Origin of the sequence: Burkholderia sp. IMCC1007, assembly GCF_027257875.1 — a bacterium.
In the GTDB taxonomy this organism is placed as follows: domain Bacteria; phylum Pseudomonadota; class Gammaproteobacteria; order Burkholderiales; family Burkholderiaceae; genus Burkholderia.
The window spans coordinates 218,390-243,635 of sequence record NZ_JAPVQY010000004.1; the positions used below are offsets into that span (position 1 = coordinate 218,390).

At 67.6% G+C, this 25,246-nt stretch carries 21 protein-coding genes and 1 pseudogene; 7 read left to right on the forward strand and 15 right to left on the reverse strand.

The features are described from left to right. Positions 1-184: 184 nt before the first annotated feature. The 7 genes from O1Q03_RS06520 to ydiJ all read right to left on the reverse strand — a co-directional run bounded on the left by O1Q03_RS06520 (position 185) and on the right by ydiJ (position 9,273). On the reverse strand, positions 185-538 hold the full coding sequence (locus O1Q03_RS06520) for a RidA family protein (protein ID WP_269502289.1): 354 nt from the start codon (positions 536-538) through the stop codon (positions 185-187). A gap of 13 nt (positions 539-551) precedes the next feature. Further along, on the reverse strand, positions 552-902 hold the full coding sequence (locus O1Q03_RS06525; protein WP_269502290.1) for a cupin domain-containing protein: 351 nt from the start codon (positions 900-902) through the stop codon (positions 552-554). Between the two features lie 47 nt (positions 903-949). Then, complete coding sequence (locus O1Q03_RS06530; protein WP_269502291.1) at positions 950-2,434, reverse strand: FAD-dependent oxidoreductase; 1,485 nt, start codon at positions 2,432-2,434, stop codon at positions 950-952. A 93-nt stretch (positions 2,435-2,527) separates the two neighbouring features. Beyond that, on the reverse strand, positions 2,528-3,856 hold the full coding sequence (locus O1Q03_RS06535; RefSeq protein ID WP_269502292.1) for an MFS transporter: 1,329 nt from the start codon (positions 3,854-3,856) through the stop codon (positions 2,528-2,530). 73 nt (positions 3,857-3,929) lie between these two features. Beyond that, the gene (locus tag O1Q03_RS06540; protein WP_269502293.1) at positions 3,930-4,736 is read right to left on the reverse strand and encodes an NAD(P)-binding domain-containing protein; all 807 of its coding nucleotides are present in this window, start codon (positions 4,734-4,736) and stop codon (positions 3,930-3,932) included. Positions 4,737-4,760: 24 nt separating this feature from the next. Then, positions 4,761-6,080 carry an NAD(P)/FAD-dependent oxidoreductase gene (locus O1Q03_RS06545; RefSeq protein WP_269502294.1) on the reverse strand — a complete coding sequence of 440 codons (1,320 nt, stop codon included), beginning with the start codon at positions 6,078-6,080 and terminating at the stop codon, positions 4,761-4,763. A 142-nt stretch (positions 6,081-6,222) separates the two neighbouring features. Then, positions 6,223-9,273, reverse strand: a complete 3,051-nt coding sequence (gene ydiJ / locus O1Q03_RS06550; RefSeq protein ID WP_269502295.1) for a D-2-hydroxyglutarate dehydrogenase YdiJ — start codon at positions 9,271-9,273, stop codon at positions 6,223-6,225. Between the two features lie 152 nt (positions 9,274-9,425). On the opposite strand from ydiJ, the gene O1Q03_RS06555 reads away from it, so the two are divergent. Continuing rightward, a complete protein-coding gene (locus tag O1Q03_RS06555; RefSeq protein ID WP_269502296.1) occupies positions 9,426-10,316 on the forward strand; it encodes a LysR substrate-binding domain-containing protein in 891 nt (296 codons plus the stop codon). A gap of 33 nt (positions 10,317-10,349) precedes the next feature. Here O1Q03_RS06555 and O1Q03_RS06560 read toward each other — a convergent pair whose 3' ends face one another. Continuing rightward, entirely contained in the window at positions 10,350-11,201 is an 852-nt protein-coding gene (locus O1Q03_RS06560; RefSeq protein ID WP_269502297.1) for a LysR substrate-binding domain-containing protein, read from the reverse strand. A 107-nt stretch (positions 11,202-11,308) separates the two neighbouring features. Here O1Q03_RS06560 and O1Q03_RS06565 point away from each other — a divergent pair, with 107 nt between their 5' ends. Further along, a complete protein-coding gene (locus tag O1Q03_RS06565) occupies positions 11,309-11,956 on the forward strand; it encodes a LysE family translocator (RefSeq protein WP_269502298.1) in 648 nt (215 codons plus the stop codon). 221 nt (positions 11,957-12,177) lie between these two features. On the opposite strand, the gene O1Q03_RS06570 is transcribed toward O1Q03_RS06565, so the two are convergent. Further along, positions 12,178-12,582, reverse strand: coding sequence for a nuclear transport factor 2 family protein (locus O1Q03_RS06570; RefSeq protein ID WP_269502299.1), 405 nt, complete (start codon positions 12,580-12,582; stop codon positions 12,178-12,180). A 156-nt stretch (positions 12,583-12,738) separates the two neighbouring features. Beyond that, positions 12,739-13,551, reverse strand: coding sequence for a class I SAM-dependent methyltransferase (locus O1Q03_RS06575; protein WP_269502301.1), 813 nt, complete (start codon positions 13,549-13,551; stop codon positions 12,739-12,741). Between the two features lie 23 nt (positions 13,552-13,574). On the opposite strand from O1Q03_RS06575, the gene O1Q03_RS06580 reads away from it, so the two are divergent. Then, the gene (locus O1Q03_RS06580) at positions 13,575-14,297 is read left to right on the forward strand and encodes a Crp/Fnr family transcriptional regulator (protein WP_269502302.1); all 723 of its coding nucleotides are present in this window, start codon (positions 13,575-13,577) and stop codon (positions 14,295-14,297) included. Between the two features lie 183 nt (positions 14,298-14,480). Here O1Q03_RS06580 and sfnG read toward each other — a convergent pair. From sfnG to O1Q03_RS06595, 3 genes and pseudogenes are all read right to left on the reverse strand, one after another. Next, a pseudogene (sfnG, locus tag O1Q03_RS06585) lies at positions 14,481-15,218 on the reverse strand (dimethylsulfone monooxygenase SfnG); the annotation flags it as partial. An 18-nt stretch (positions 15,219-15,236) separates the two neighbouring features. Continuing rightward, positions 15,237-15,797: an FMN reductase gene (gene msuE, locus O1Q03_RS06590; RefSeq protein ID WP_269502303.1), complete on the reverse strand. Its 561-nt coding sequence runs from the start codon at positions 15,795-15,797 to the stop codon at positions 15,237-15,239. Positions 15,798-16,045: 248 nt separating this feature from the next. Then, positions 16,046-16,297 carry a hypothetical protein gene (locus O1Q03_RS06595; protein WP_269502304.1) on the reverse strand — a complete coding sequence of 84 codons (252 nt, stop codon included), beginning with the start codon at positions 16,295-16,297 and terminating at the stop codon, positions 16,046-16,048. A 12-nt stretch (positions 16,298-16,309) separates the two neighbouring features. Between O1Q03_RS06595 and O1Q03_RS06600 the strand changes: the two genes are divergently transcribed. Continuing rightward, positions 16,310-17,464: a sigma-54 interaction domain-containing protein gene (locus O1Q03_RS06600; protein ID WP_269502306.1), complete on the forward strand. Its 1,155-nt coding sequence runs from the start codon at positions 16,310-16,312 to the stop codon at positions 17,462-17,464. Between the two features lie 201 nt (positions 17,465-17,665). On the opposite strand, the gene O1Q03_RS06605 is transcribed toward O1Q03_RS06600, so the two are convergent. Further along, positions 17,666-18,904, reverse strand: coding sequence for a collagen-like triple helix repeat-containing protein (locus tag O1Q03_RS06605; RefSeq protein ID WP_269502307.1), 1,239 nt, complete (start codon positions 18,902-18,904; stop codon positions 17,666-17,668). A gap of 321 nt (positions 18,905-19,225) precedes the next feature. Between O1Q03_RS06605 and O1Q03_RS06610 the strand changes: the two genes are divergently transcribed. Then, on the forward strand, positions 19,226-20,935 hold the full coding sequence (locus O1Q03_RS06610; RefSeq protein ID WP_269502308.1) for a dihydroxyacetone kinase family protein: 1,710 nt from the start codon (positions 19,226-19,228) through the stop codon (positions 20,933-20,935). Positions 20,936-21,018: 83 nt separating this feature from the next. On the opposite strand, the gene O1Q03_RS06615 is transcribed toward O1Q03_RS06610, so the two are convergent. After that, on the reverse strand, positions 21,019-22,284 hold the full coding sequence (locus O1Q03_RS06615) for an MFS transporter (RefSeq protein ID WP_269502309.1): 1,266 nt from the start codon (positions 22,282-22,284) through the stop codon (positions 21,019-21,021). A 320-nt stretch (positions 22,285-22,604) separates the two neighbouring features. Between O1Q03_RS06615 and O1Q03_RS06620 the strand changes: the two genes are divergently transcribed. Both O1Q03_RS06620 and O1Q03_RS06625 read left to right on the forward strand, forming a co-directional pair. Beyond that, positions 22,605-23,084, forward strand: coding sequence for a MarR family winged helix-turn-helix transcriptional regulator (locus tag O1Q03_RS06620; protein ID WP_269502310.1), 480 nt, complete (start codon positions 22,605-22,607; stop codon positions 23,082-23,084). Further along, positions 23,081-25,222: an FUSC family protein gene (locus O1Q03_RS06625; RefSeq protein ID WP_269502311.1), complete on the forward strand. Its 2,142-nt coding sequence runs from the start codon at positions 23,081-23,083 to the stop codon at positions 25,220-25,222. Before O1Q03_RS06620 ends, O1Q03_RS06625 begins: the two co-directional genes overlap by 4 nt. Positions 25,223-25,246 lie beyond the last annotated feature (24 nt).

Below are 25,246 nucleotides of genomic sequence, written 5' to 3' on the forward strand. Positions count from 1 at the left end.
CGGGCGGCCGGATCCCCCCCGGCCACCGTCGCCACCCCATCGAACCGCATCGTCGGGGCATCAAGCCCTGACGTCGCTGCCGCTGCCGATCGCCGCGGCGAGTATTCGCTTCGTCGCAATCCTTGCGCTCGGCCCTTCTGGGGGCCAGCGCAAGCCCGTTATTAGCGTGAACAGGCCCTAAGCGTTATAGCGTTCCCGTCGCCTGAATCTCGATCAGATAGTCTTCATGTGCAAGCGGCGCACCGACGCAGGCGCGCGCCGGCTGATCGGCGTTGCCGACCCATGCGTCGTACACGCGATTCATCGCGTCGAAATCCTTCATGTCGGCCAGCCAGATCTGGATGCGCGTGACATGCTGCTTGCCGGCGCCTGCCTCACGCAACAGCCCTTCGAGTTGCTCCAGCACCGAACGCGTCTGCGCTTCGATGTCGGTCGCCGCGCCGGCCGCCGCGACGATACCCGACGTTTCGATCCGGTCGCCGGATACGACGATGCCGCTGGCACGCGGGCGAACGGCAAATCGTTTGATCTCGCTCATGTCCGGCTCCGCGTCAGAACAGCACGTACGTCTTGCGCAGCGTCTCGCGAATATCCCATACGCCTTCGCAGTTCGCGGGGAACAACACGGCGTCGCCCGCATGCAGCTCGACCGGCTCGCCGCCATCCGGCGTGAAGACGCACCAGCCGCTGACGATGTGGCTGAATTCGCGGCTTTTCAGATGACGGCGGAACTGGCCGGGCAAACTTTCCCACACGCCGATGCTCGCGCCGACGTCGGCGGCTTCCTGATGTTGGGCCGTGCCTTGCGCCGCGATGATGTCGCCGATCGGCAATTTGGGCGGCGCGGTTTCGCCGATCGTGGCCGCTTCTGCCTGTCGAACAACGGTTAGAACCCGGGTCATCACATCTTCCTCTTTTTCAGTTTTGACTAAACACTTTGCATCCCGAATTATATGGTGCGGTAAACCGTGGCCGTATCCGACTCGAAATGCCGCAGCTCTTCCTGCCGCCGAGCTTCTGACCAGCCGAGCACCGTCGCGGCGACGCGCGACAGTTCATCGACGCGGTCGCGCCCGAGCGCCGGGTTCAACCCGTCGGGCAAGCGGCGACGAATCAGGTCGGCCAGCCGCACGACGTGCTCCTGCTCGAGGATCTGCTCGACGGTTTGCGCATTCGCCTGCCGCCCCGGGCCGACCAGCATCCCCTTGGGCGGCGCGCGCCGTTTGCCCAGATGCCGCTCGACCGACTTCGCGGCCATGCGCCCGGCGTGACGGTGCATCATGATGTAGGAGCCCGTCATCGTGACGAGCCCCGGCAGGTTCGGATCCTCGATCGCGCGCACGGGCAGGCTGACCGTTTCGCCGTCCGTCGTCGACATCGGGCGCACGCCGCACCAGCAGTGCCGCACGTGCGCGCGCGTGAGCTTCAGTTCGGGGAACAGCAGGTTCGCCTCGCTGAGGATGTAGTCGACTTCGGCATCCAGCACGCGCACGGTGTCCGGATCCTCGGTGACGACGGTTTCGGTCGGGCCGATGAAGTGATAGTCGCCCCACGGGAAGACATAGAACGTCTCGCCCTTGCTCGAAAACGCTTCGAGCCCCTGGCCGCGCCACGCGTCCGGCAGGCGCACCATCACGTTCACGCCCTTGCGTCCGAGTACCCGCTTCACGTCGCCGCGGCCGCCGCCGGGCACGCGATCGACCCACGGCCCGGCCGCGTTCACGACCGCGCGGGTGCTGATGCGTACCTGCCCGGTCGCGTCGGGCGCCTGGTCATCCAGCGTGATGCTCCACGTCGCGCCGCGCCGCTCGAGCGCGCTCACTCTGGCATACGTGCGCAGCGTCGCGCCGCGCTGCTCGGCATCGAGCGCCGTATCGACGCAAATGCGCTCGGGCCACGCATACATGTATTCCTCGAACACGCCGACACCGGCCAGCGGGCCGCCCAGCGCCGCGACCATCGCGCTCTCGCGGGCCGCCTGCTCCGGCGAAAGCCGGCGAAACGCCAGCGGCACGTTGCGGCTCGCGACGGCCTCCATCAGCCGGAAGCCGAACCCGACCAGCCAGTGCGGATAGCGGTCGCCCGCGCGAAACGGGTAATGGAAGCGGTGGCGGGTCAGGCGCTGCGGCATGTCGGCGACCAGTTCGGCGCGACAGTGCATGATGTTGCGCGCATACAGAAACCGCTTCAGCACCGCGGCCGGCCGGAACGGGATTTGCCACAGCGGAAACTGCGGCGCCAGATAGCCGACGCCGGAATACAGCATCCGGCTCGAGCGCGACGACGTGCCCGTCGCGATATCGCCGCGGTCGACCAGCAGCGTCTTGAAGCCGCGCCCGGCCAATTCACGCGCGCTGGCGCAGCCCACCGCGCCGGCGCCGATCACCACCACGTCCCAGGTCTCGTCGGCAAGCTTGTTCAGTTGCGGTCGCATCGTTCGTCCATCGTCATATCGGTTGGGGAGTGACTGGCGTGCGACGGGCAACGCGCGCCATCCGCCGCGCGTGCCCGTTCGCCGCAATGCCGTTCAGTGATCGAGCGAAGCCGCCTGATGCAGGTCCAGCTTCTGCGTCTCGGGCGCCATCGCCCACGCGCACCACGCGCCGACGAACGAAACGCCGGCCGCCACGAGCATCGTGTTGCCGATGCCGATCGACGTCAGCGCGACCGGAACCAGATAGGTGCCCACCGCCGTGCCGATCCGCGACAGCGACGTGCCCAGGCCAACGGCCGTCGCGCGGATCTCGGTCGGGAACAGTTCGTTCGGGTAGACGAATTCCAGGATCTGCGCACCGCTGTTGAAGATCGCATACGCGCCGAACAGGATCACCACGATCATCGGGGACGCCGTCGGATTGAAGCCCAGCAGCGCCAGCGCGAGCCCGGACCACAGAAAGCTCTGGATCAGCATCTGCCGCCGCCCCATCACGTTGATCAGCTTCATCCCCGCCAGACAGCCGACGACGAACAGCATCGTGATCGCGACCGAACCCAGCGCGGCCCATTTCTCGGTCAGGCCGAGTGCCCCGAGCACGGTCGGCGCGAACGAGTAGATCGCGAACAGCGGTAGCACCGCGCAGGTCCAGAAAATCGTCACGAACCACATGCGCTTGCCGTAGCCTGAGTGGAACAGCGACCACACCGATACTTCACGCGTCTTCGGCGCCTCGGGTAGGTTTTTCGACGAGAACTGCGGGCCGTACACGTGCTTGATGACCTTGTCGGCTTCTGCGCGGCGCCCCTTGCTGAGCAGCCAGCGCGGCGACTCCGGCGTGCCGGCGCGCGCCACCATGAACAGTGTGCCCGGTACGAGTGCGCTGGCCAGCACGTATCGCCAGGCATCAGCGCCGCCGAACTCGAGGATCAGCGTGCCGGCAATATACGCGCAGGCCGCACCGGCGAACCACATCACCAGCATGCTCGCGAGCAGCGGGCCGCGATATTTGCGTGGCAGGAACTCCGCGAGAAACGCGGTCGCGATCGGATAGTCCGCACCCACCGCGACGCCGATCAGCAGGCGCCAGATGAACAGCGCCCACACCGACTCGACCCAGAACTGCGCGGCCGAAAAACCGATGATCGCGACCAGGTCGATCAGGTAGAGCACCTTGCGGCCGAAGCGATCGGTAAACCACCCGCCGAGGAAGCCGCCGAGAAAAATGCCGATCAGCGCCGATGCGGCGACCATCCCCTCCCAGAACGTATTCAGATGCAGTGCACCCGAGATCTGCATCATCACGACACCGATGATGCTCATCACATAACCGTCCAGAAACGGCCCGCCGGCCGAGTAGACCGTAAGCTTCTTGTGGAACCCGTTGAGGGGTGCATCCTCAAGGTTGTGAATCAGTGACATTTGTTCTCCTGAATTTTGTAGTAGGAATTTTCCGACATGGGTGATCGGCCCGGCTAACATGACGGCATGGCCGTCACAGTGCCGGATCGGTGGTGGTCGTGATCGAATCTCGTCCCGATCCGCTCAGCAGCGCATCGAATACGACTTCGCACGCGGCGTTCCATGCCGCATTGGCCTGATGCAGTGCCAGCATCTCGAGCCCCTGCTCGGTGAACGTGCCGGGGGTCGCGATCGAGCGGCCCAGGTCGCGAATCGGCTGCGCATCGCGATGCCGCGCGTAGGCCACGCAATCCTCGACGCTGCTGAGCACCAGCGCGCGCGCACGCTCGGACGGCATGCCCTTGTCTTCCAGCCAGTGCTGCAGGTCGTGCAACAGAAAGTAGAACCAGCCATTCATGCATGCGCTGACCGTCGCCAGTTCGAACTCGGTCTCGCTGGCGAGCACGATCAGATTACCGAGCACGTGCAGCAGCGCCTGCGCATCGGGATCGGCGGGATACAGGGCGACCGTCGAGCGATTGATCTCGGCCGCATAGGACAGCATCGCCCGCACGCAGCGGTCGATACCGAACAGGCGCTGCAGCTCCGCGACCGATACGCCGCTCACGACGGAGATCAGCTTCTGGCCCGGCCTGACCGTGACCTCCTGTGCGAGTGCCGTCAGTTGTGCCGGACGCACGCCGATCAGCACGATGTCGGCTGCATCCACAACGGCCTGGTTGTTGGCCATGACGCGGCATGCGCGTTCGCGGCCGAGCGCTTGCGCCTTCTCGCGCCCTCGCGGCGACAGCAGCACTTCCATCTCGCCGGCCTCGCGCAGCAGGCCTCGCACCAGCTTTTCGGTGAGGTCGCCCACGCCGAGAATACCCAGTTTGATCATGACGTCCTCTCTCATGACGAAAGCTCAGCTTTCCTTGCCCGCGCGACACTGTCCCCACATCAGGTTCAGACGAACACCGGCGGACAGCAGCGGTTCGGACGGGTTCGCATTCGGCCCGGGCGACGACAACAGGAACTCGATCAGTTCGTTGCGCTCCCCGGCGAGCCAGTCGGCCAGCAACGTGCCGGTAATCGTGCCGCGCGTGATGCCCAGGCCGCCGCAGCACAGCGCGCCGTAGACGTTCGGCGCGAGCTGGCCGAAATGCGCCATGTGATTGCGCGACAGGCACATCGCGCCGCCCCACGTGTATTCGAACGGCACGTTCGGCAGCATCGGGAAACGCCGCTCGAACGACGCGCGATGGCGCTGCGCGACGCGTTGCAGGAACGCTTCGCTGCTGCGGCCGTTCGGGTTGAAGCTGAAGCTGTTGCGCACCAGCAGACGGTTGTCCGGCGTGCGCCGCAACGTGCTGCCGAACGGATCGGCCGGGATGATGCCCCACACGGGCAACCCGCCCAGCCTCGCCTGCTCGTCGTCGGTCAGCACGCGCGTCATGCTGGCATACGTGAATACCGGCAGCAGTCGCCGCTTCAGGAAGCCGAAGCTCGATCCGAATGCATTGTTGGTCAGCAGCAGCTTGTCCGCGACGATTTCGCCGTGCCGATGCGCAAGCGTGATCCGGTCGCCGTAATCGACGGCCGTGATCGGCGTGTATTCGTGCAGCCTGACGTTTTCCGGCAGGCTGTCGGCGAGCCCTTTCACGAGCGCCGCCGGCTGCAGGAGGATCGTGCCAGGCGTGAACAGCCCCTTCTTGTAGAAGCGCGTGCCGATGCGCTTCGGCAGTTCGTCTTCCGGTACGACCTCGCAGTGTTCGCCGAGGTTTTCGAGCCCTTTCCGGTACGCGTCGAGCACCGCGATGCCGCGCGGTTCGACGGCAGCCTGGTACTTGCCGACCGCGCGCATGTCGCAATCGATCCCATGCTCGGCTACCAATTGCTTGATGATCTGCTGCGCGGCCTGATTGAGCTTCAGGTTCATGCGCGCCGTCGCGAGGTCGCCGATGTAATCGGGTGCGCCGATGTCGTGCGGCAGGTCGATCGCGAACCCGGAATTTCTGCCAGACGCCCCATATCCGACTTCCTGTGCGTCCAGCAGGACGACGGAATCATTCGGATGGTGCAGCGCGATGCGTCGCGCCGCCGCCAGACCCGTGAGCCCGGCCCCGACGACGACCCAGCGCGCGGAGGTCTTGCCCGTATGCGCGGCGGCTGGGCGCCGCGTCCGGCTCAGGTGAAACCAGCCGCAGGATCTGTCGTCGGCCGGCAAGTAGTTGACTCGTTTCATGTTCAGCACCAATGTGTGCCGCAAGTATCGAGTCTGCGCGCCAAGCGCGCATATAAGAAATGAGGCAATTGCTATGACGTCAATGCCATTCAGGGTATGCCCTTAAACGGCAACGCGCGCTTCACGCGGGCCGCGCCGCCCGTCACCCCGCCGCACGCACGTGATCGAGCAGCGCCTGCAACGGATGACGCAACTGCTTCGACGCCATGCGCTTCACCTGACTGCGGCACGAATACCCGGTCGCCAGCGCTTCACCCGCGTCGTCCCGCGCGTCGACGTGCGCGGCCCACGATTGCGCATAGATCGTGCGCGACGTGTCCAGGTTGCGCGCCTCGTGCCCGTACGTGCCCGACATCCCGCAGCATCCGGTGGCCTGCACCTGCAGGCGCAGCCCGCGCCGCGCGAACACCTGCGCCCACTGCTTGCCGCTGTCCGGTGCGTTCGTCTTCTCGGTGCAGTGCGGCAGCAGCCGGTACGATCGGGCCGACGCGCCGCACGCATCCGCTTCCGGCAGCGCGTGCAGCAGCCACTCCTGCGGCAGCGCGACCTTCGGCACGTCGGCGAGCCCCGTCACCTTCAGATACTCCTGACGATACGTGAGCGTCATCGCCGGATCGAGGCCGACGAGCGCGACGCCCGAGCGCGCCAGCGCGGCCAGTTGCGTCGCGTTGCGAATCGCCGCCCTCTCGAACGCGCGCAGGAAGCCCTGCACGTGCAGCGCCTTGCCGTTCGGCGCGAGCGGCGCGAGCCACACCTGGTAGCCCGCGCGCGCCGCCAGCTCGATCAGCGTCGCCAGCTGCTCGGTATCGAAGTAGCGCGTGAACGTGTCCTGCACGATGACGACGCTGCGTTCGCGCTGCGCGTCGGTCAGCGCCGCGAGCGCCCGCGGATCGGCGGGCCGCACGCGCCACTGGCGCATCGCGGCCGCGAGATCGAAGCGGCTCAGCAGCGGGCTGTCGACCATGCCGACGTGCCGCTCCAGCAGCGTGCGCACCCAGCCGGCCCGCATCAGCCCGTTGTACAGCGCGGGTACGCGCGCCATCCACGGCATCGTGTATTCGAGCGAGCCGATCAGGTAGTCGCGCACCGGCCGCAGATATCGCTGGTGATACAGCTCGAGAAAGCGCGAGCGGAACTCGGGCACGTTGACCTTGACCGGGCACTGCCCCGCGCACGACTTGCATGCGAGGCAGCCGGCCATCGCGTCATACACCTCGTGCGAGAAATCGGCTTCGCCGTTGCGCGCGGCGCGGCTGTTGCGCCAGCGAGTCGCGAGGCCGCTCAGCAGCGGCTGCCGTGCGCGGGCTGCCGCGATCACATCCACGCCGGCCTGTCCTTGCAGACGCAACCATTCGCGCATCAGCGACGCGCGCCCCTTAGGCGAATGCACGCGTTCGCGCGTCGCCTTCCACGACGGGCACATCGCGTCGTCCGGATCGAAGTTGTAGCACGCGCCGTTGCCGTTGCAGTGCATCGCCGTGCCGTAGCTCTGCCACACGCGCTCGTCGATCTGCCGGTCGTGGTCGCCGCGCGTGGGCACCTCGTCGATCTTCAGCAGCCGCATCGTGTGGTCCGGCGGCGTCGCGATCTTGCCCGGGTTGAACTGGTTGTGCGGATCGAATGCGGCCTTCAGTTGCTGCAGCGACGGATACAGCTCGCCGAAGAACGCCGGCGCGTATTCGGAGCGCACGCCCTTGCCGTGCTCGCCCCATAACAGGCCACCATGCCGCTGCGTGAGTTCCGCCACCGCATCCGAGACCGGGCGCACCAGCGCCGCCTGCTTCGGGTCCTTCATGTCGAGCGCGGGGCGCACGTGCAGCACGCCCGCGTCGACGTGACCGAACATCCCGTACTGCAACCCGTGGCCATCGAGCAACGCGCGGAATTCGGCGATGTACGCGGCCAGGTTTTCGGGCGGCACCGCGGTGTCCTCGACGAACGGCTGCGGCCGTGCCTCGCCCTGCACGTTGCCGAGCAAGCCGACCGCGCGCTTGCGCATCGCATACACGCGCTTCACCGCGTCGTCGCCGCTCGCGAGCGTATGGCCGAGCCGCTCGACGCTCGTATCGGTGCGCAGGTGGTCGACGAACGCGCGCACCCGCGCATCGACGTCCTGCGCGTCGTCGCCGCTGAATTCGATCAGGTTGATGCCGAGGGTCGGACGCTGGTCGTCCTGCGGAAAATACTCGGCGACGCTGCTCCACACGAAGTCTTTCATCGCGAGCATCAGCACCTTCGAGTCGACCGTCTCGATCGACAGCGGCTTGAGTTCGAGCAGTGCGCGCGCGTCGCGCAGCGCGTCCATGAAGCCGGCGTAGCGCACGTTGACCAGCACCGAATATTTCGGGATCGGCAGCACGTTCAGCTTCGCCTCGACGACGAAGCCGAGCGAGCCTTCGGCGCCGCACAGCACGCTGTTCAGGTTGAAGCGGCCGTCCGGCTCGCGCAGGTGCGCGAGATCGTAGCCGGTCAGGCAGCGATTGAGCTTCGGAAATTTCGCGTCGATCAGCGCGGCCTTCTCGTCGGCGATGCGGCGCGCGGCGCGATACACCTTGCCGATCCGGTCCTGGCGCGCACAGCGGCGCGCCAGTTCGTCGTCCGCGAGCGCGTCGCTGTGCAGCTGCTCGCCGCCCATCAGCACGAAGTCGAGCGCGAGCACGTGGTCGCGCGTCTTGCCGTACGTGCAGCTGCCCTGCCCGCTCGCGTCGGTGTTGATCATCCCGCCGACCGTCGCGCGGTTCGACGTCGACAGCTCCGGCGCGAAAAAGAGGCCGTGCGGCTTCAGCGCGGCATTGAGCTGATCCTTGACGACGCCCGCCTGCACGCGCACCCAGCGCTCGGCCACGTTGATTTCGAGGATCCGGTTCATGTTGCGCGACAGGTCCACGACCACGCCGTCGGTCAGCGACTGCCCGTTGGTGCCGGTGCCGCCGCCGCGCGCCGCCACCGCGACGTCGCGATGCGCGGGCTCGGCGAGCAGCCGCGCGACGAGCCGCACGTCGTCCGCATGCGCGGGACAGATCACCGCCTGCGGCAGCCGCTGGTAGATCGAGTTGTCGGTGGCCTGCACGGTCCGGTTCGCGTGATCGGCGCGGATTTCCCCGGCGAAGCCGGCGGCCTGAAGGGCCGCGAGAAAATCGCGGTAACGGCTTTCGGGCTGGCTGGCGGGACGGGGCAACGGGGCGATCGACATGGGATAAACGCGAAAGGTGAGCGGAGCCGGTGTGCGGTCAGGTCGGAAACATGAGTTTTGAGCAAGGTTCCGTGCACGCCGGAAATCCAGTATCTTGCTAATCGGCACGAGAAACAAACGAATTCTCCCCCGGCAAAACTTGCATAAAACTCATGAATTACCGTCGCTTGACCCCGTCGATGTCGCTGCTGCTCGTATTCGAGGCCGCCGCCCGCCACGAGAGCTACACCCGCGCGGCCGATGAGCTGTCGCTGAGCCAGAGCGCGATCAGCCGGCAGGTCCAGACGCTCGAGGATCAGCTCGGCGTGCCGCTGTTCCGGCGCGAGGGCCGCTCCGTGAAGCTGACCGAGGTCGGACGCCGCTACTTCGTCGAGCTGAGCGGCGCACTGGGGCGCATTCGCGGCGCGACGCTGCAGGCCATGTCGCACCAGGCCGGGGCCGGCACGCTGCGGCTTGCCACGTTGCCGACCTTCGGCTCGAAATGGCTGCTGCCGCACCTGCACGACTTCTATGCCACGCATCCGGGTATGACCGTGCACCTGCATTCGCGGATCGGCGGCATCGATTTCCATACCGACGATCTCGACGCGGCCATTACCGTCGGCGCCGGCGACTGGCCCGGCCTGCACGCGCACCGGCTGTACAACGAATTCCTGATCGCGATCGCGAGCCCCGATGCGGGCGGCGGCCGCGGGGCCGGCGCGCATGCGCCTGCGTGGGCGGCCGGGCAAACGCTGCTCGGCGTGACGAGCAATCAGCATGCGTGGGCGGAATGGTTCTCGCATTTCGGGCTCGATCATCGCGAGATGCGGATCGGCCCGAGCTTCGAGCTGACGTCGCACCTGATCCAGGCCGTGCGCGCGGGGATGGGGATCGGCCTCGTGCCGAAGGTGCTGGTGGAAGACGAGCTGAGCCGCAACGAGCTCGTGTCGATCGGCGATGCGATCACGAGCCAGCGCAGCTACTACCTCGTGTATCCGCCGGAAAACGATACGTTGCCGTCGCTGGTCGCATTCAGGGAATGGCTGCTGAAGTCGTGCTGAGCAGCGGCGCGGCCGCGCCTGCGCGCGGCCCAGTCATGCACGCCACTCGTTGAGAATCTGCTCGGCGAGGTAATCGCACGGCGGGCGCGCCGAGTGCGCGCTGCGCGCCAGCACGACTTCGAGTTCACCCAGCGGCGGCAGCCCTTCGTTCTGCGACAGCTGGACGAGATGCGCGGGAATGCTGCAGCGCGCGAGCGGCGCGACCGCGAGGCCGGCCTCGACCATGCTCAGCAGGCCGAGAAAGCTCGGGCTTTCGTACGACATCCGGTACGGAATGTTCTGCCGGTTCAGCGCCTTGACCGCATGATCGCGCGCCATGCTGCCGCCATACGTGAAGAACGCGACCGGCAACGGCCGCTCCTCCCACACGTTGCGTTTCACCGAGCCCGTCCACACGAGCGGCTCGAGCCGCACGAGTTCGCCCCTCACGCCCTTGATGCGCGTGAGGCAGGCGAGATCGACGGTGTTGTCCTTGAGCATCGGCACGAGCGCGCTGCTCGGCTGGCCGATCACGCGCACTTCCACGCGCGGATGCATCGCGGCGAATTTCCCCAGCACCTGCGGCAGCAGCGACGAGATGTAGTCGTCGGGCACGCCGATCGTCACGCGGCCGCTGATCTCCGGGCGCACGACCGACGCCCACGCCTCGTCGCGCATCGCCAGCATCCGGCGGCCGTACTCGGCGAGCATGCGGCCGTCGTCGGTCGCCGTGACGTTGCGCGTGTCGCGGATGAACAGCGGCTTGCCGAGCGCGTCTTCCAGCGCCTTGATCTGCATGCTCACCGCCGACGGCGAGCGGTGCACCGCCTGCGCGCCCTGCGCGAACGAACCGGACTCCGTCACGGCCACCACCATCGCCAGCACATCGAGATCGAGCTTTTTCATGTTCTTCAGAAAATCTGATCAATCGATTCAGTTTATCCCGTTTTACTGTGCGTCTGCACGGTCGGACAATGAATGCCATCGACGTTCATCGCAGGAAACGGCAACCAATGCATACCTCCGGCTCGCTTTACGGATTTCTGGTCATCGGCGGGATGCTCGCGGTCACGCCGGGGCCGAACATGGTCTACGTGATGTCGCGCTCGATCGCGCAGGGGCGCACCGCCGGGCTGATTTCGCTGGCGGGCGTGATGGTGGGCTACCTGTTCTACATGTTCGGCGCGGCGTTCGGGATCACCACGCTGTTCCTGAGCGTGCCGTATGCGGGCACCGTGCTCGGCGTGGTCGGCGCCGCGTATTTGCTGTACCTCGCGTGGCAGGCCGTGCGGCCCGGCGGCCGTTCGCCGTTCGAGGTGAAGGCGCTGCCGAGCGAGCAGCCGCTGCGGCTGCTCGCGATGGGCGCGACGACCAGCGTGCTCAATCCGAAGCTCGCGATGCTGTTCGTGTCGCTGCTGCCGCAGTTCATCGACTACCGGCAAGGCAGCGTGTTCGGCCAGTCGCTCTTTCTCGGCTCGCTGCTGATCGCCGCGTTCGCGTCGGCCAACGGGATGGTCGCGCTCTGCTCGAGCGGCATCGCGAAGTTCCTGCACGGGCGTCCGGCGCTGCTGCTCGCGCAGCGCTGGGCGATGGGGATGGTATTGGGCGGGCTCGGGGTCGAGATGCTCGTCGATGCATCGCGGATGGCGGGCGCGGGGTGATGTGCGCAGCGAGTGCGCGATGATGGGTGGCAGCGCGTGGATGACGTGCGTAAGTCAAGACCTGATCAGTCAGTCAGCGTCGGATCAGGTCTGAGATTGCTTCGCCGTCACTTCATCAAGACCGTGATCGGCAGAACGAGTCGTCGCAACCAGCGAATGATGCGGCGCCGTCCGCGCGAGCCGCGCGTCTCGCGCACCGGCTCGGCGCGCGTGCGGCGCCCTCACCGTCGATGCGCGGCCGCTTCAGCCGCGGTGTCGTGGTACTCGGTAAACTTCGTGATCTTTCCGTTTTCGATCGTGAACACGTGCACCCACTCGTCCTCGTACGTGCACCCGGTCGAATGGACATGCCAGCGCTGCGCGCCGAGCACGACGACTTTGTCGCCACTGGCGATGAACTCGAGCGGCTCGAACCGTGCCGCGGTCTGCGTCGACGCAAGGCTCTCGAAGAACGCCGCGACCTCCTGCGGCCCGTGTCTTCTGCCGACGAACGGAACGATGTCGGTTGGCCCCGGTATGAACCAGTCGACGTCTTCGGAGAGCGTCTGCAGCACGCCGCCGATATCGGCCCTGCCGAAGGCCGCGTACGCCTGTTGCACCAGTTGTGCATTGCTTTGCTCGCTCATCGCCTCCTCCCGTCATCGCCGGTTCGCGACCTTGCGCTGTGGAGTTGGGGCCGCAGACAATTCATCATAGTCGAACTGCCAGGCGACACGCGATAGATTCGCGGGCGATCGAGCGAGCGATCAACGCTGATTCGATATGAGCAATCCGAGACTCCACTATCCTGCGGCCACGATCACATGCGCCTGAATTTTGCCGGCCACCGGCCCTTCGCCATGGCGCTTGGCAACCGCTTCCGTCGCTCGATCCGTAGCGAGCTGAAGCAAGCCGGCGTCGCGCGCCTCGATTTCGTTGCGCAGCGGCGTTCCCAGGCAATAGGCAGTGGCGGCGGCGCGTGCGGACGTCGCGCAACTCACCTTTTCGCGCGTCTCGATTTCGATGCCGGCGAATCCTGCGCGGCTCAGTTCCTCCCGGATCAGCGCGATATCGTGATAGCCGTGCGGCGTGCGAGCGAGGAATCGCGGCGGGTCATCCGGAAACACCGTTGCGACAGCGTTGGTGACTTCTTCGGCAAAGGTGTTCTCTTCGATTCGGTCCCAGACATTGAAGACAAAGCGCCCACTCGGCTTCAGCACGCGACGCGCCTCGGCGTAGCCGACGACCCGGTTGGGGAAAAACATCGCGCCGAACTGGCAGCAAACGACGTCGAACGAGGCATCTTCGAACGGCAGGTCGAGCGCGTCCGCCCGCCGCCATTCGATACGGCTATCGGCCCCCTGCCTGGCGGCCGCATAGTCGAGCATGGGCTGATTGAGATCGGTCACCACGTAGCGCGCGTCAGCGCAGAGTTTTGGCGCAAGCGAGCGCGTGACCACGCCGCTGCCGGCCGCCGTTTCAAGCACCGAGTGGGGCGAGGAGGCTGCGACAAGCTCCGCCAGGTCGGCGGCATAGGCCTCGAAGATCAGGGGGACCATCAGCGTGTCGTAGAACTTCGGGATTGAGCCCGCAAACACCTTATCTCGCTCAGTCATGATATCCCCCTTGAAGACGCTTGATGCCACCGTTGACCATCCATTCCAGCGCGCGCGAAGCCACGCCAATGTTCAACGGGCTGCCTCGCCCGCACGATGCCTCAGCAATCTGTAAGACTCTCGTGCTTCACGTACCCCGCCCCGCATTGGAAACCGTGCTTGGAGCTCACCCGGCTTACTGGCGGAATTTTGGCTTGTTGATGGCGCAAAAAATCCGGATCTCCTTTGAGAACAACGAAGCCATGATACTGTTGCCCGCCGCTCAGCGCCTGGCAAGTCGCTTATTGCTGATCGCTGGTGGCTACGGAGGGATCAATGCGGAACAGAGCAGGATAAAGCTCTCGCAAGACACCCTGGCTCCAATGGTTTCGCTTACTCGGCAGACGACGAACCCGCTACTCAAGAACCTTGAGAGTCAGGGTATCGTCGATCTGAAGTTCGGGGAAATCGTTATTCTCGCTTTGATCGCCTGCGCGCTGCCAGTGTCGAAGATTCCGGTCCCCGAGGCGCCAATCCGGCTGCCTAGACCGGGCGGTTTCCAGCGCGTCACGTCGAACCGCGAACGACGAAAGCATGACAGAGGCTGTTCAGCCAACCGAGGGCCCCTCGTGGCCGAGTGGAGGCGGCCAGGGCAATTCGCTCGCCGGAAACCGGCCATTGAGCGACGGCAAACCAGACCTTGGCGGTTCAAACTGGATGTCGCCCTCCACCGGCGGCTCCCGGCCGAGCTGAATCAGGCGATCTGACGCTGTCTGTTTGGTCTAGTCAACCCTCATACAGATGACGTGACGCGCGGGCCGCGCCTCCCGTCGCGAACGCCGCCTTCATCAAGGCCGGCGACATGCATCGCCGGCCACCGCGTTCACCCGATCATGCGATCGATCGCGATCGCATCGGATTCCGAACCGTCATCCGCGATCCGTCACGCATCAAGCAGCCACCGCCTGCTGCTGCGCCTCGAGTTCGCGCACGAGCGGCAGCACGCGCTTGCCGAAGTACTCGACTTCCTCGATGAAATGCAGGAAACCGGTCAGCACGAGATCGACGCCGATCGCCTTCAGCGCGACGATCCGCTCGGCGATCTGTTGCGGCGTGCCGATCAGGTTCGTGCGGAATCCGTCGTTGTATTGCACCAGATCCTCGAACGTCGATTTCGCCCAGTTGCCCTCGCCTTCCGGCGACGCGTTGCCTGCCTGCTTCACCGCATCGCCGAACGCGTGAACGGCCTCGACGTGCGCGTGCCGGATGATGTCGTCGAGCACCGCGCGCGCCTCTTCCTCGGTGTCGCGCGCGATCACGAACGCGTTGACGCCGATCCGCACGCGATGGTTGTTCGCCGCCGCCTTCGCGCGGATGTCGTCGATCTGCGCCTTCAGGTTCTCCGGCGTATTGCCGTTCGTGAAGTACCAGTCCGACACGCTCGCCGCGTTGTCGCGCGCCGCACGCGAGCTGCCGCCCTGGAAGATCTCCGGATGCGGCTTCTGCACGGGCTTCGGGCTCAGCGTGTAATCGTTGAAGCGGTAGAAGTCGCCCTTGAACGTGAAGTTGTCCTGCGTCCAGATGCCCTTGAGCGCCTGGATGAATTCCTTCGAACGCCGATAGCGTTCGTCGTGCTCGAGCCACGGCTCGCCGATCGCGGTGAACTCGCCCTTGAACCAGCCGCTGACGGGGAAAAACGAACGGCGTTACGCCGCGACGGCGGACAGCGCACGCGGGCGCAGTTGCGGCACCGCGCGGTCCACCGCGAGCGCGATGCGTGCGCGCAGCGCGGGATTCGCGATTTCGTGGCCGTCGAAATCGCTTTCGGACGCATACACGCCGATCGGCAGCGTGCGCGCCTGAAAGAAGCTGAACAGCGGCCGGAGCTGGTGATCGATCACGAGCGCATGACGCTCGCTGCCGCCGGTGGCCGCGAGCAGCACCGGCACATCAATCAGCGACTCGTGATGCACGAGGTCGAACAGGTGCTTGAAGATGCCCGTGTACGACGCGCGATACACGGGGCTCGCGACGACGAGCGCATCGGCCGTCTCGATCGCGCGAATCAGCGCTTCGAGATCCGGCGGCACCTGCGCGCGCTTCAGCGCGCCGGCCAGCCGGTTGCCGATCTCGCCGAGTTCGATCCGTTGCGTGTCGATCGGCAGTGCGTCGCCGAGCGCGCCGACGATTGCATCGGTCAGCGCCAGCGTGCGGGACGGCCGTTGCAGGCCGCCCGATATGGCGACTACGTTGATTGTGTTGCTCATTCCATGCGTTCCCGTCGTCGAGCCGCGCGTTGCCGCGCCATTAGCGTTTCGGGTTTGCAAGGACCGTGCCACTTCCAATGCGTGCAGCGATGCAAAATCATCTGCTCGACGAATCTTCGGTCAATCGCCCGCGTGGCGGGCCGCTCGGGCAAAACGCACGGCCGTGGCAAGCGTTCCCGAAAGCCCATCACATCGATATTCCGCAACGAGATGAACCGGAGCAAACAGCGCTGCTGATGCGGTGCTGCTCAATCAGCAGCATTGCCGCGCGGCTTGCCCGATCGCGACGGCAGCATGGCGCCGCATCGATCGCGATGACGTCGCATCCGCCGTCGTGGCGCCACTACCCGGCGCCGCCGCACGCTGCGCAGCAATCCCGCTTTGGTTATCAGAAATCGATGTTTCCCGCGCGACGCAAAACGCTGAACACTCTGCTGATCACGCAGCACCCGGAACGCGCCGCCCGTCGGCGCGCGTCCGCTCCCGTTCGACCGATCCATGCCTTCATCGCCATGACATCCGTTAATGCCTCGTCGCGTCCGGTCAGTCTTCATGTCGTCGCCGCGTCCGCGGACGAACGGCGCGCGCAGTCGCGCGGCACCGCTGCCGAGCCCGTCGCGCCGGTGCTCGCGCGGCCCGAACGCGAGGCGGCGGCACGCGCGCGCGCCCACGTGTTCGTCGATCCGCGTTCGCTCGCGCTGCTCGAACGCGTGCGGCTCGTCGCACCGAGCGACGCGAACGTCCTGATCGCCGGCGAGACAGGCACCGGCAAGGAACTGATCGCGCGCCGCGTTCACGACCTCAGCCGCCGCGGCGACGGCCCGTTCGTCGCAGTGAACTGCGGCGCGCTGTCCGACACGCTCGTCGACAGCGAACTGTTCGGTCATGAGAAAGGGGCGTTTACAGGTGCGCTGTGCGCGAAGCCGGGCTGGTTCGAGGCCGCGAACGGCGGCACGTTGTTTCTCGACGAGATCGGCGATCTGCCGCTGTCGATGCAGGTGAAGCTGCTGCGCGTGCTGCAGGAGCGTGAAGTCGTGCGGCTCGGCTCACGCACCGGCACGCCGGTCGACGTGCGCGTGGTGGCCGCGACCAACGTCGATCTGCGGCAGGCCGTGGCGGACGGGCGATTTCGCGGCGACCTGTTCTACCGGCTCAACGTCGTGCAGCTCGACGTGCCGACGCTGCGCGAACGGCCGGCCGACATCCTGCCGCTCGCGCGCCACTTCGTCGACGACTATCGGAACCGTCTCGGCCACGGGCCGCACAGCATCGATCCGCGCGCGGCACGCAGGCTCGAAGCGCATGCGTGGCCCGGCAATATCCGCGAGCTGGAGAACGTGATTCATCATGCGCTGCTGGTAAGCCGCCACGACATGCTGCAGGAAACCGACCTGAACCTGTCGTCGTCATGCGCGCCCGTGGCCGTCGCGCGCGTGACGGAGCCGGCGAACCGGGTGCCGGCCCATGAAGCGCTCGAACACGCGCTGCGGGCGCTGTTCGACGACGAACACGAGCACCTGTTCGAACGAATCGAGGACACCGTGATGCGCGTCGCGTTCGAGTTCAGTCACCGCAATCAGATCCAGGCCGCGCGGCTGCTCGGGATCAGCCGCAATGTGCTGCGGGCGCGGTTGATTCGCGCGAAGGCGATCGCGGCGATCAAGTAGCCACACACGCACACGCACGCACGCGCTTGCGCGATGCGGGCAGCGGCGATACGCGCGTCGCCGGGATTCGCTTCCGCCGTGGCGTGAAACGCCTGGAACGCCTGAAACCAATCAATCGCGAAAGGAAAGCCAATCCCGCGCGATGCGCAAAGCGTTCGGCGGCAAGCGGCTTGCCGCCGACGCTCGCCGCGCCGTGCACGCTTATTTCGCGACGCCGCCCGACACGCCGCCGAGCAGCGACGTCACCGGCGCGAGCGGATTTGCCGCAGCCCCCGATCCCGCGCCGCCCGCTACACCGCCCAGCGTGCCGGTCAGCGTCGACACGAGGCTCGTCACCGGCGCAAGCGGGCTCACCGCGCCGGCGCCCGCGCCCGCGGCGCCGCCAAGCGCGCCGGTCACCGAACCGAGCGGTGTCGAACCGGGCCCCGGCACCAAGCCACCGAGCAGCCCCGACGCACCCGAATTGCTCCCCGCGCCGGGCGACGGACCGTTCTTCACGGTCGTCACCGACGCGCCCGCGACGCTCACGATCAGGCCGGGAATCGGCGCGACGCCGTTCGGGCCGTTGGGGTCGAACAGCCCGGCCGCGTTGCTCACGGTATTGCCGACCACGCCGACGAGCCCGCCCGTCGTGCCGACGAACTGGCTCGCCGGGCCGACCGCCGGTTGCGACGCGACCGTCCCGGTGCGCCAGCCCACCGTCGACAGCGCACTGCCGACCTGCCCGAGCAAGTTGGCCGCCGGTTGCCCGACGCCGGTCGCCGTGCCGATCTGCTGCGTGGCCTGCCCGGCCGACAGCACGAGCGGCGTCACGATCGCGCTGAGCGGTTGCGTGACCTGCCACACGGCATTCGACGACAGCGTCGCGCCGACCGTGCTGCCCGCCGCGCCGAGGCCGCCGGCTACCGTATCGAGCGCCGTGCCGACGGGCGTCGTGACCGGCGCGAGCGGCGCCAGCGGCCCCGTGCCCAGCGCGCGGACCGTCTGCGCGAGGCCCGTGACCGGATTCGCGGTGGCGCCGACGACATTGCCAACGCTCGCGACCGTCGTGCCGACCGGATTGGCGGTCGTGCCGATCCGGCCGAGCCCGTCGCTGAGCGCATCGGCGGTCGCGCGCGTGATCGTGCTGACGCTGGAAATCGTGTCGCCGGCGCTGCGCGTCGCCGCGTTGCCGAGTCCGGGCACCGTCACGCCGCCGACGGTCGAGCCGGTGGCAGTCGCGAACTGGCCGGCCGTGCTGACGACCCCGTTCGTGCCGGGTGCGCCGCTCGTGCCGAAGCCGCCGTCATCGGTCAGGCCAGGGCCGGATGGTTTGTTGTCGGCGACGATCGCGCCGCCGGTACCGGCCGTCGCCGCGGTCATGTCGCTGCCGCCGCAGGCGCTCAGCACGCCGGCGGCGGCCAGCAACGCGGCCGGTGTGAAAATGTGGAATCGGTGCATGATGGTCTCCTCGCGGTCCGGGCGATGGCATGTTCTGAACAGGACCGGAGACCAATCAGCACGTTCCATGCCATTGCCACGCGAGAACCGGCCTCTCTCTCGCCAGGCAAGCGTCCGCGCTTTCCCACGGGTGCTTGCCCGCCGTTCGAGCGGCGTTTTTCGGGCCCAGGAGCGTCACGGTTTTCGTTACATTCGTGCTACGAATGCCCGGATGTTACGTAACGCCGACTGTGCGGCGTGCCGTTCCCGGGCCACGCCGCCTGCCATCCACAGTCCGTCGCGCGGCCGCGCCGCCGTCTCACCGTCAGGAAAACCGCTGCCATGAAAAAGCTTGTGAACCGCCCATCCGATGTCGTGCGCGAAATGCTGGAAGGCATCGCGCGGCAGTCGCCGCATCTCGCGATCCTCGGCGACGAGCACGTGCTCGTCCGTCAGCCGCTGCCCGATCCGGCAGCGCGCCCCGTCGCGATCCTGTCCGGCGGCGGCAGCGGCCACGAACCCGCGCACGGCGGCTATGTCGGCGAAGGCATGCTGAGCGCGGCCGTCTGCGGCGAAGTCTTCACGTCGCCGCCGACCGACGCGGTGCTCGCCGCGATCCGCGCGAGCGCCGGCCCGAACGGCGCGCTGCTCGTCGTGAAGAACTACACCGGCGACCGCCTCAATTTCGGGCTGGCCGCCGAGCTCGCGCGCGCGGAAGGCATTCCGGTCGAGACGGTGATCGTCGCCGACGACGTGTCGCTGCGCGGCCGCGTCGAGCGCGGGCAACGGCGCGGGATCGCCGGCACCGTGCTGATCCACAAGCTGGCCGGCGCCGCTGCCGCGCGCGGGCTGTCGCTGGCCCGCGTCGCGGCGATCGCGCGCGACGCCGCGGCCGACCTCGGCACGATGGGCGTCGCGCTCGACGGCTGCACGATTCCCGGCGCCGACAAGGCGGGCTTCAGCTTGGCCGATCACGAGATCGAGCTCGGTCTCGGCATCCACGGCGAGAAAGGCGTCGAACGCACCGCGCCGCAGCCCGCCGACGCGCTCGTCGACACGCTGCTGTCGAGCATCGTCGCCGACCTCGTGCTCGATCGCGACGAACGCGTCGCGCTGTTCGTCAACGGCCTCGGCGCGACGCCCGACATGGAACTGGCGATCGTGCTGCGCGCCGCGCACGACAACCTGACCCGGCGCGGCATCACGGTCGCGCGCGCGTGGGCCGGCACGTTCCTGTCGGCGCTGAACATGCCCGGGTGCTCGATCTCGTTGCTGCGGCTGAACGAAGAGCGCGCCGCACTGCTCGACGCGCCGACGCAGGCACGCGCGTGGCCCGGCGGCGGCGCGGTCAACACGCAGATTCGCGCGGCAGCGGCCGCCGTGCCCGAGCAGCCGCTGCCGCCGCTCGACGCGGCCGGCCGCGCGTGGGCGGCGCGGCTGCAACCGGCACTGCAGGCGGTCGCGCAAGCGTTGATCGACAACGAAGCGACGCTGACCGAACTCGATACGGCCGCCGGCGACGGCGATCTCGGCGCGAGCATGCAGCGCGCCGCGCAGGCGATCCTAGACTTGCCGGAAGCCGCATACGGCACGCCGGCCGGTACGCTCGCGGCGCTGGCCGCCGCGTTGCGCCGCGCGATCGCGGGCAGTTCGGGGCCGTTCTATGCGACCGCGTTGCTGCGTGCATCGCGGCGTCTCGCCGAGGCCGCCGACGTCGCCGCGCCGTCCGCGCGCGACTGGTCCGCCGCATTCCGCAACGCGGTGGATGCGATCAGCGAACTGGGCGGCGCGCACGCCGGCGACCGCACGATGCTCGATGCGCTGGTGCCGGCCTCCGCCGCGTTCGACCGCGCCCTCGATGACGATCGCGATCATGCCGACGCGTGGGCGGCAGCCGTCGAAGCCGCGGCACACGGCGCGCAGCAAACGGCCGGCATGACGCCGCGCGCGGGCCGGGCGCGCTATCTCGGCGAGCGCGCGATCGGCACGCCGGATGGCGGCGCGGTGGCGGTCGCGTACTGGCTGCGCGCGTTGTTGCCGCACGTGCGCTGAGCGGCGGTTCACGGCGGCGCGGGATCGAACCGGCGCCGCCGCATTACTACGAAGTGTCGAGCGATGCCGTCCGGCGCGACCGCCTACACCGCACGCGCGACCTCCGCCGCCGCGCGCTCGCGCTTGCGCGGATGCGTCTCGGGCATCCGCCAGTACACGATCAGCGAAATCGCCGCGCAGGCCGCGACGTACCAGAAGAACATCGACTCGTTGCCGGCCGCCTTGAACCGCAACGCGACGAATTCGGTCGTGCCGCCGAGGATCGCCGTCGTCAGCGCATAAGGCAGCCCGACCGCCAGCGCGCGGATCTGCGGCGGAAACAGCTCGGCCTTCACGAGCATGTGCACCGACGTGAATCCGCTCAGCACGACGAGCCCCGCGAACACCAGCGCGAATGCGGCGAGCGGCTCGTGCACGTGGCCGAGGGCCGTGAAGATCGGCACCGACAGCAGCGCGCCGCCGATCCCGAACCACAGCAGCACCGACCGGCGCCCGACGAGATCCGACACGAGGCCGAACAACGGCTGCAGCGGCATGTAGAGCAGCAGCGCGATCGTGCAGATCCAGGTCGCCGTTTCCTTATGCAGTCCGGCGGAATTGACGAGATATTTCTGCATGTAGACGGTGTACGTGTAGAACGCGACGGTGCCGCCGATCGTGATGCCGATCGCGAGCAGCGGCTCGCGCCAATGGGCCGCGAGATCGGCCGACACGCGCGTCTTCGCCGCACGCGCACGGCTCGCGATGAACGCATCGCTCTCGACGACGTTGCGGCGCATGTAGAGCGCGAACAGCGCGAGCACGCCGCCGACGAAGAACGGAATCCGCCAGCCCCAGCGCTCGATGTCGTGCGTGCCGGCGAAGATCCGCTGCATCGCGAGCATCAGGCCGAGCGCGACGAGCTGGCCGGCCACCACGCTCACCTGCAGGAAGCCGACGTAGAAACCGCGCCGGTTCGGCGGCGCGATCTCGCTCAGGTAGGTCGCGCTGGTGCCGTATTCGCCGCCCATGCTGAGCCCCTGCAGCAGCCGCGCGGCGACCAGCAACGCCGGTGCGAGCACGCCGATCGTCGCGTAGCCGGGCGTGACGGCGATCAGCATCGAGCCCGCGCACATCGCAAGCACGGATTTCGTCAGCGCGGCCTTGCGGCCGCGCCGGTCCGCATACACTCCGACGAGCCAGCTGCCCGCCGGCCGCGCGACATAGCCGACCGCCGCGATCGCCGCCGTATTCATCAGTTGCACGGTCGGCCGGTCGGCGGGAAAGAACGACGGCGCGAAATAGATCGAGAAGATGCTGTACGCGAGGAAGTCGTACCACTCGATCAGGTTGCCGGCCAGTCCGCCCACGATCGAGCCGATGCGCGGATTCGATGCGCGTACGCCGCGACACCCGAATGTCCCGCACGGCGAAGGCCGCCGGCTGCGATTCACGGCGGCCGGACCGGTATGGCCATCGCCCAATCGACCGCGATGCCGCGGCGCTGCGCCGCCGTACTGCTGCGGTGCATCACGCCGTGCCGCCCGCCCCAACCTTACAGATTGACCATCCCCGGCACCCCGCCTACATTGCTCGTTGCAGGTCGGCAGCCGGGCGTACCGCATGACATCCGGATGACAAGAAAAACGATAGTTTGCTATCGAATAATTTTGCCCCTATCATTCCGCCCATGACCAATCTGCACGACCTCCGCCTCGCCGTCAGCAGCCTGCTCGTGCTCACTGCCCGCAAGTGGCGCCGCACGAGCGACGAGGTGCTGACCGCCTACAACGTGTCCGAAGCCTGCGCGACGCCGCTGCTGATCGCCGGCCGCCTCGGCGAAGGCGTGCGCCAGGGCACGCTCGCCGAACACGTCGGCATCGAGGGGCCGTCGCTCGTGCGCCTGCTCGATCAGCTGTGCGCGGCCGGCCTCGCGCGCCGCGACGAGGATCCGCACGATCGCCGCGCGAAAACGATCTCGCTCACCGCGGCCGGCCGTGCGGTCACCGCCGGGATGGAAGAAGACCTGCGCGTGCTGCGCGCCCAGGTGCTCAAGGGCATTACGCGCGCCGATCTCGAAGCGACGCTGCGCGTGCTCAACGCATTCAACGCGGCCGATGCGCACCATCCGGCGTCGCGCCAGCCCCACCCTGCCGATTCCGCGTCATGACCTATCCGAGCCTTCGCGACTGGCTGTTCTCGGGCAAGACCTTCGCCGCGTCGATGCTGGCGCTGTACCTCGGCCTGTATTTCCAGCTGCCGCGCCCGTACTGGGCGATGGCGAGCGTCTATATCGTGTCGAACCCGTTCGTCGGCGCGACGCGCTCGAAGGCGCTGTATCGCGCGCTCGGCACCGCGCTCGGCGCGTCCGCCGCGATCCTGTTCGTGCCGCCGTTCGTCGAGACGCCGCTCCTGTTCAGCATCATCGTCGCGACGTGGTGCGGCACGCTGCTCTACCTCGCGATCTCCGACCGCACCGCGCGCAGCTACGTGTTCATGCTCGCCGGCTATACGATGCCGCTCGTCGCGCTGCCGACCGTCACCGATCCGTCGACGATCTTCGACGTCGCGATCGCGCGAACCGAGGAAATCGTGCTCGGCATCGTGTGCGCGAGCGTGGTCGGCAGCGCCGTGTTCCCGAACCGGCTCGCGCCGACGCTGATCGAGCGCACCGACGCGTGGTTCCGCGACGCCGCGTTCTACGGTCGCGAGACGCTGTCCGGGCATCTCGCGGGCAAGGCGCTGTCCGCGTGCCGGCAACGCCTCGCCGCGACCATCACGGGCCTCGAATTCCTGCTGAGCCAGCTCAGCTACGACCACGCGCACCCGCGCGTGCTCGCGCGCGCGCAGGCGCTCGCGGGCCGGATGCAGCTGTTCCTGCCGCTGATGTCGTCGCTCGCCGATCCGCTGATCGCGCTGATGCGCGACCTGCACGTGCGCCCCGCCGCGCTCGACGCGCTGCTCGCCGACGCCGCGAAGTGGTTCGACGCCCCGCTGCCGGCCGTCACCGACGGCACCGACGGCGAGATGGCCAACGATCCGGTCGCGGACAACCTGCGCGCGCGCATCGCCGCGCTGCAGCCGCCCGACGCCGCATTGACGAGCTGGGACGGCGCGCTGCTGTCGAACGCGCTGTGGCGGCTGCGTCAGGTCGTCGACATCTGGCAGGACTGCCGCTCGCTGCGCGCGCTGATCGCGAACGAGTCGGGCGTCTGGCAGCCGCGCTACCGGCACTGGCGGCTCGGCGGCACCGAGCGCTTCTTCGATCGCGGGATGATGCTGTTCTCGACGCTGACCGTGGTCGGCGCGATCGTGTTCGCGTGCTGGCTGTGGATCGAGTCCGGCTGGCACGACGGCGCGGGCGCCGTCACGCTCGTGGCCGTCGCCTGCAGCTTCTTCGCCGCGCTCGACGAGCCTGCGCCGCTGGTGTTCAAGTTCTTCCTCGCGACTACCGCGAGCGTCGTGTTCGCGGGCCTGTACCTGTTCGTCGTGCTGCCGCACGTGCACGACTTCCCGATGCTCGTGCTGATGTTCGCGGGGCCGTTCATCCTGATCGGCACGTTGCTGCCGCGCCCGCAGTTCAATATGGTCACGATGCTCGTCGCGGTGAACACCGCCACCTTCATCAGCATCCAGAGCGCATACGAAGCCGATTTCTTCGTGTTCCTGAACAGCAATCTCGCGGGCGTCGCCGGGCTGTTGTTTGCGTACGTGTGGACCCGCGCGACGCGCCCGTTCGGCGCGGAACTCGCGGTGCGGCGCCTGCAGCGCTCGGGCTGGGAAGACGTCGCGCGTTCCGCGTCGACGCAGCCGCTCGACGACCAGCGCAACCACGCATCGCGGATGCTCGATCGCGTCACGCAGTTGCTGCCGCGGCTGGGTGCGTCCGACGATCACCGCCACCCGTCGATCGAAAGCTTCCGCGACCTGCGCATCGCACTGAACGCGCTCGACTTGCGCCGCACGCGCCGCAAGCTGTCGGGCGAGCTGCCCGACGCGATCGATCGCGTGCTGGCAGGCGTGACCGATCACTACACGCGCTGCGTGGCCGCGAACGCGCGCCAGCCCGCGCCGCCGGCGCTGCTCGCATCGATCGACGACGCGCTGCAGCGCGTGGCCGGCCGCAACCTGCCGGGCGCCGTCACGCCGGACGACGGCACGACGCCGCTTCCGGCAGCGCCGGCCTCGCCGGCAACGCATCGCTGGCTGCGCGACACGCTGCACGCGCTCGTCGGCCTGCGCCTGTCGCTGTATCCGGCCGCGTCCGCGCAGCCTCCGCATGCAACGCCGGACGGAGCACGCGCATGATCCCGCTTTCCAACCTGTCTTTCC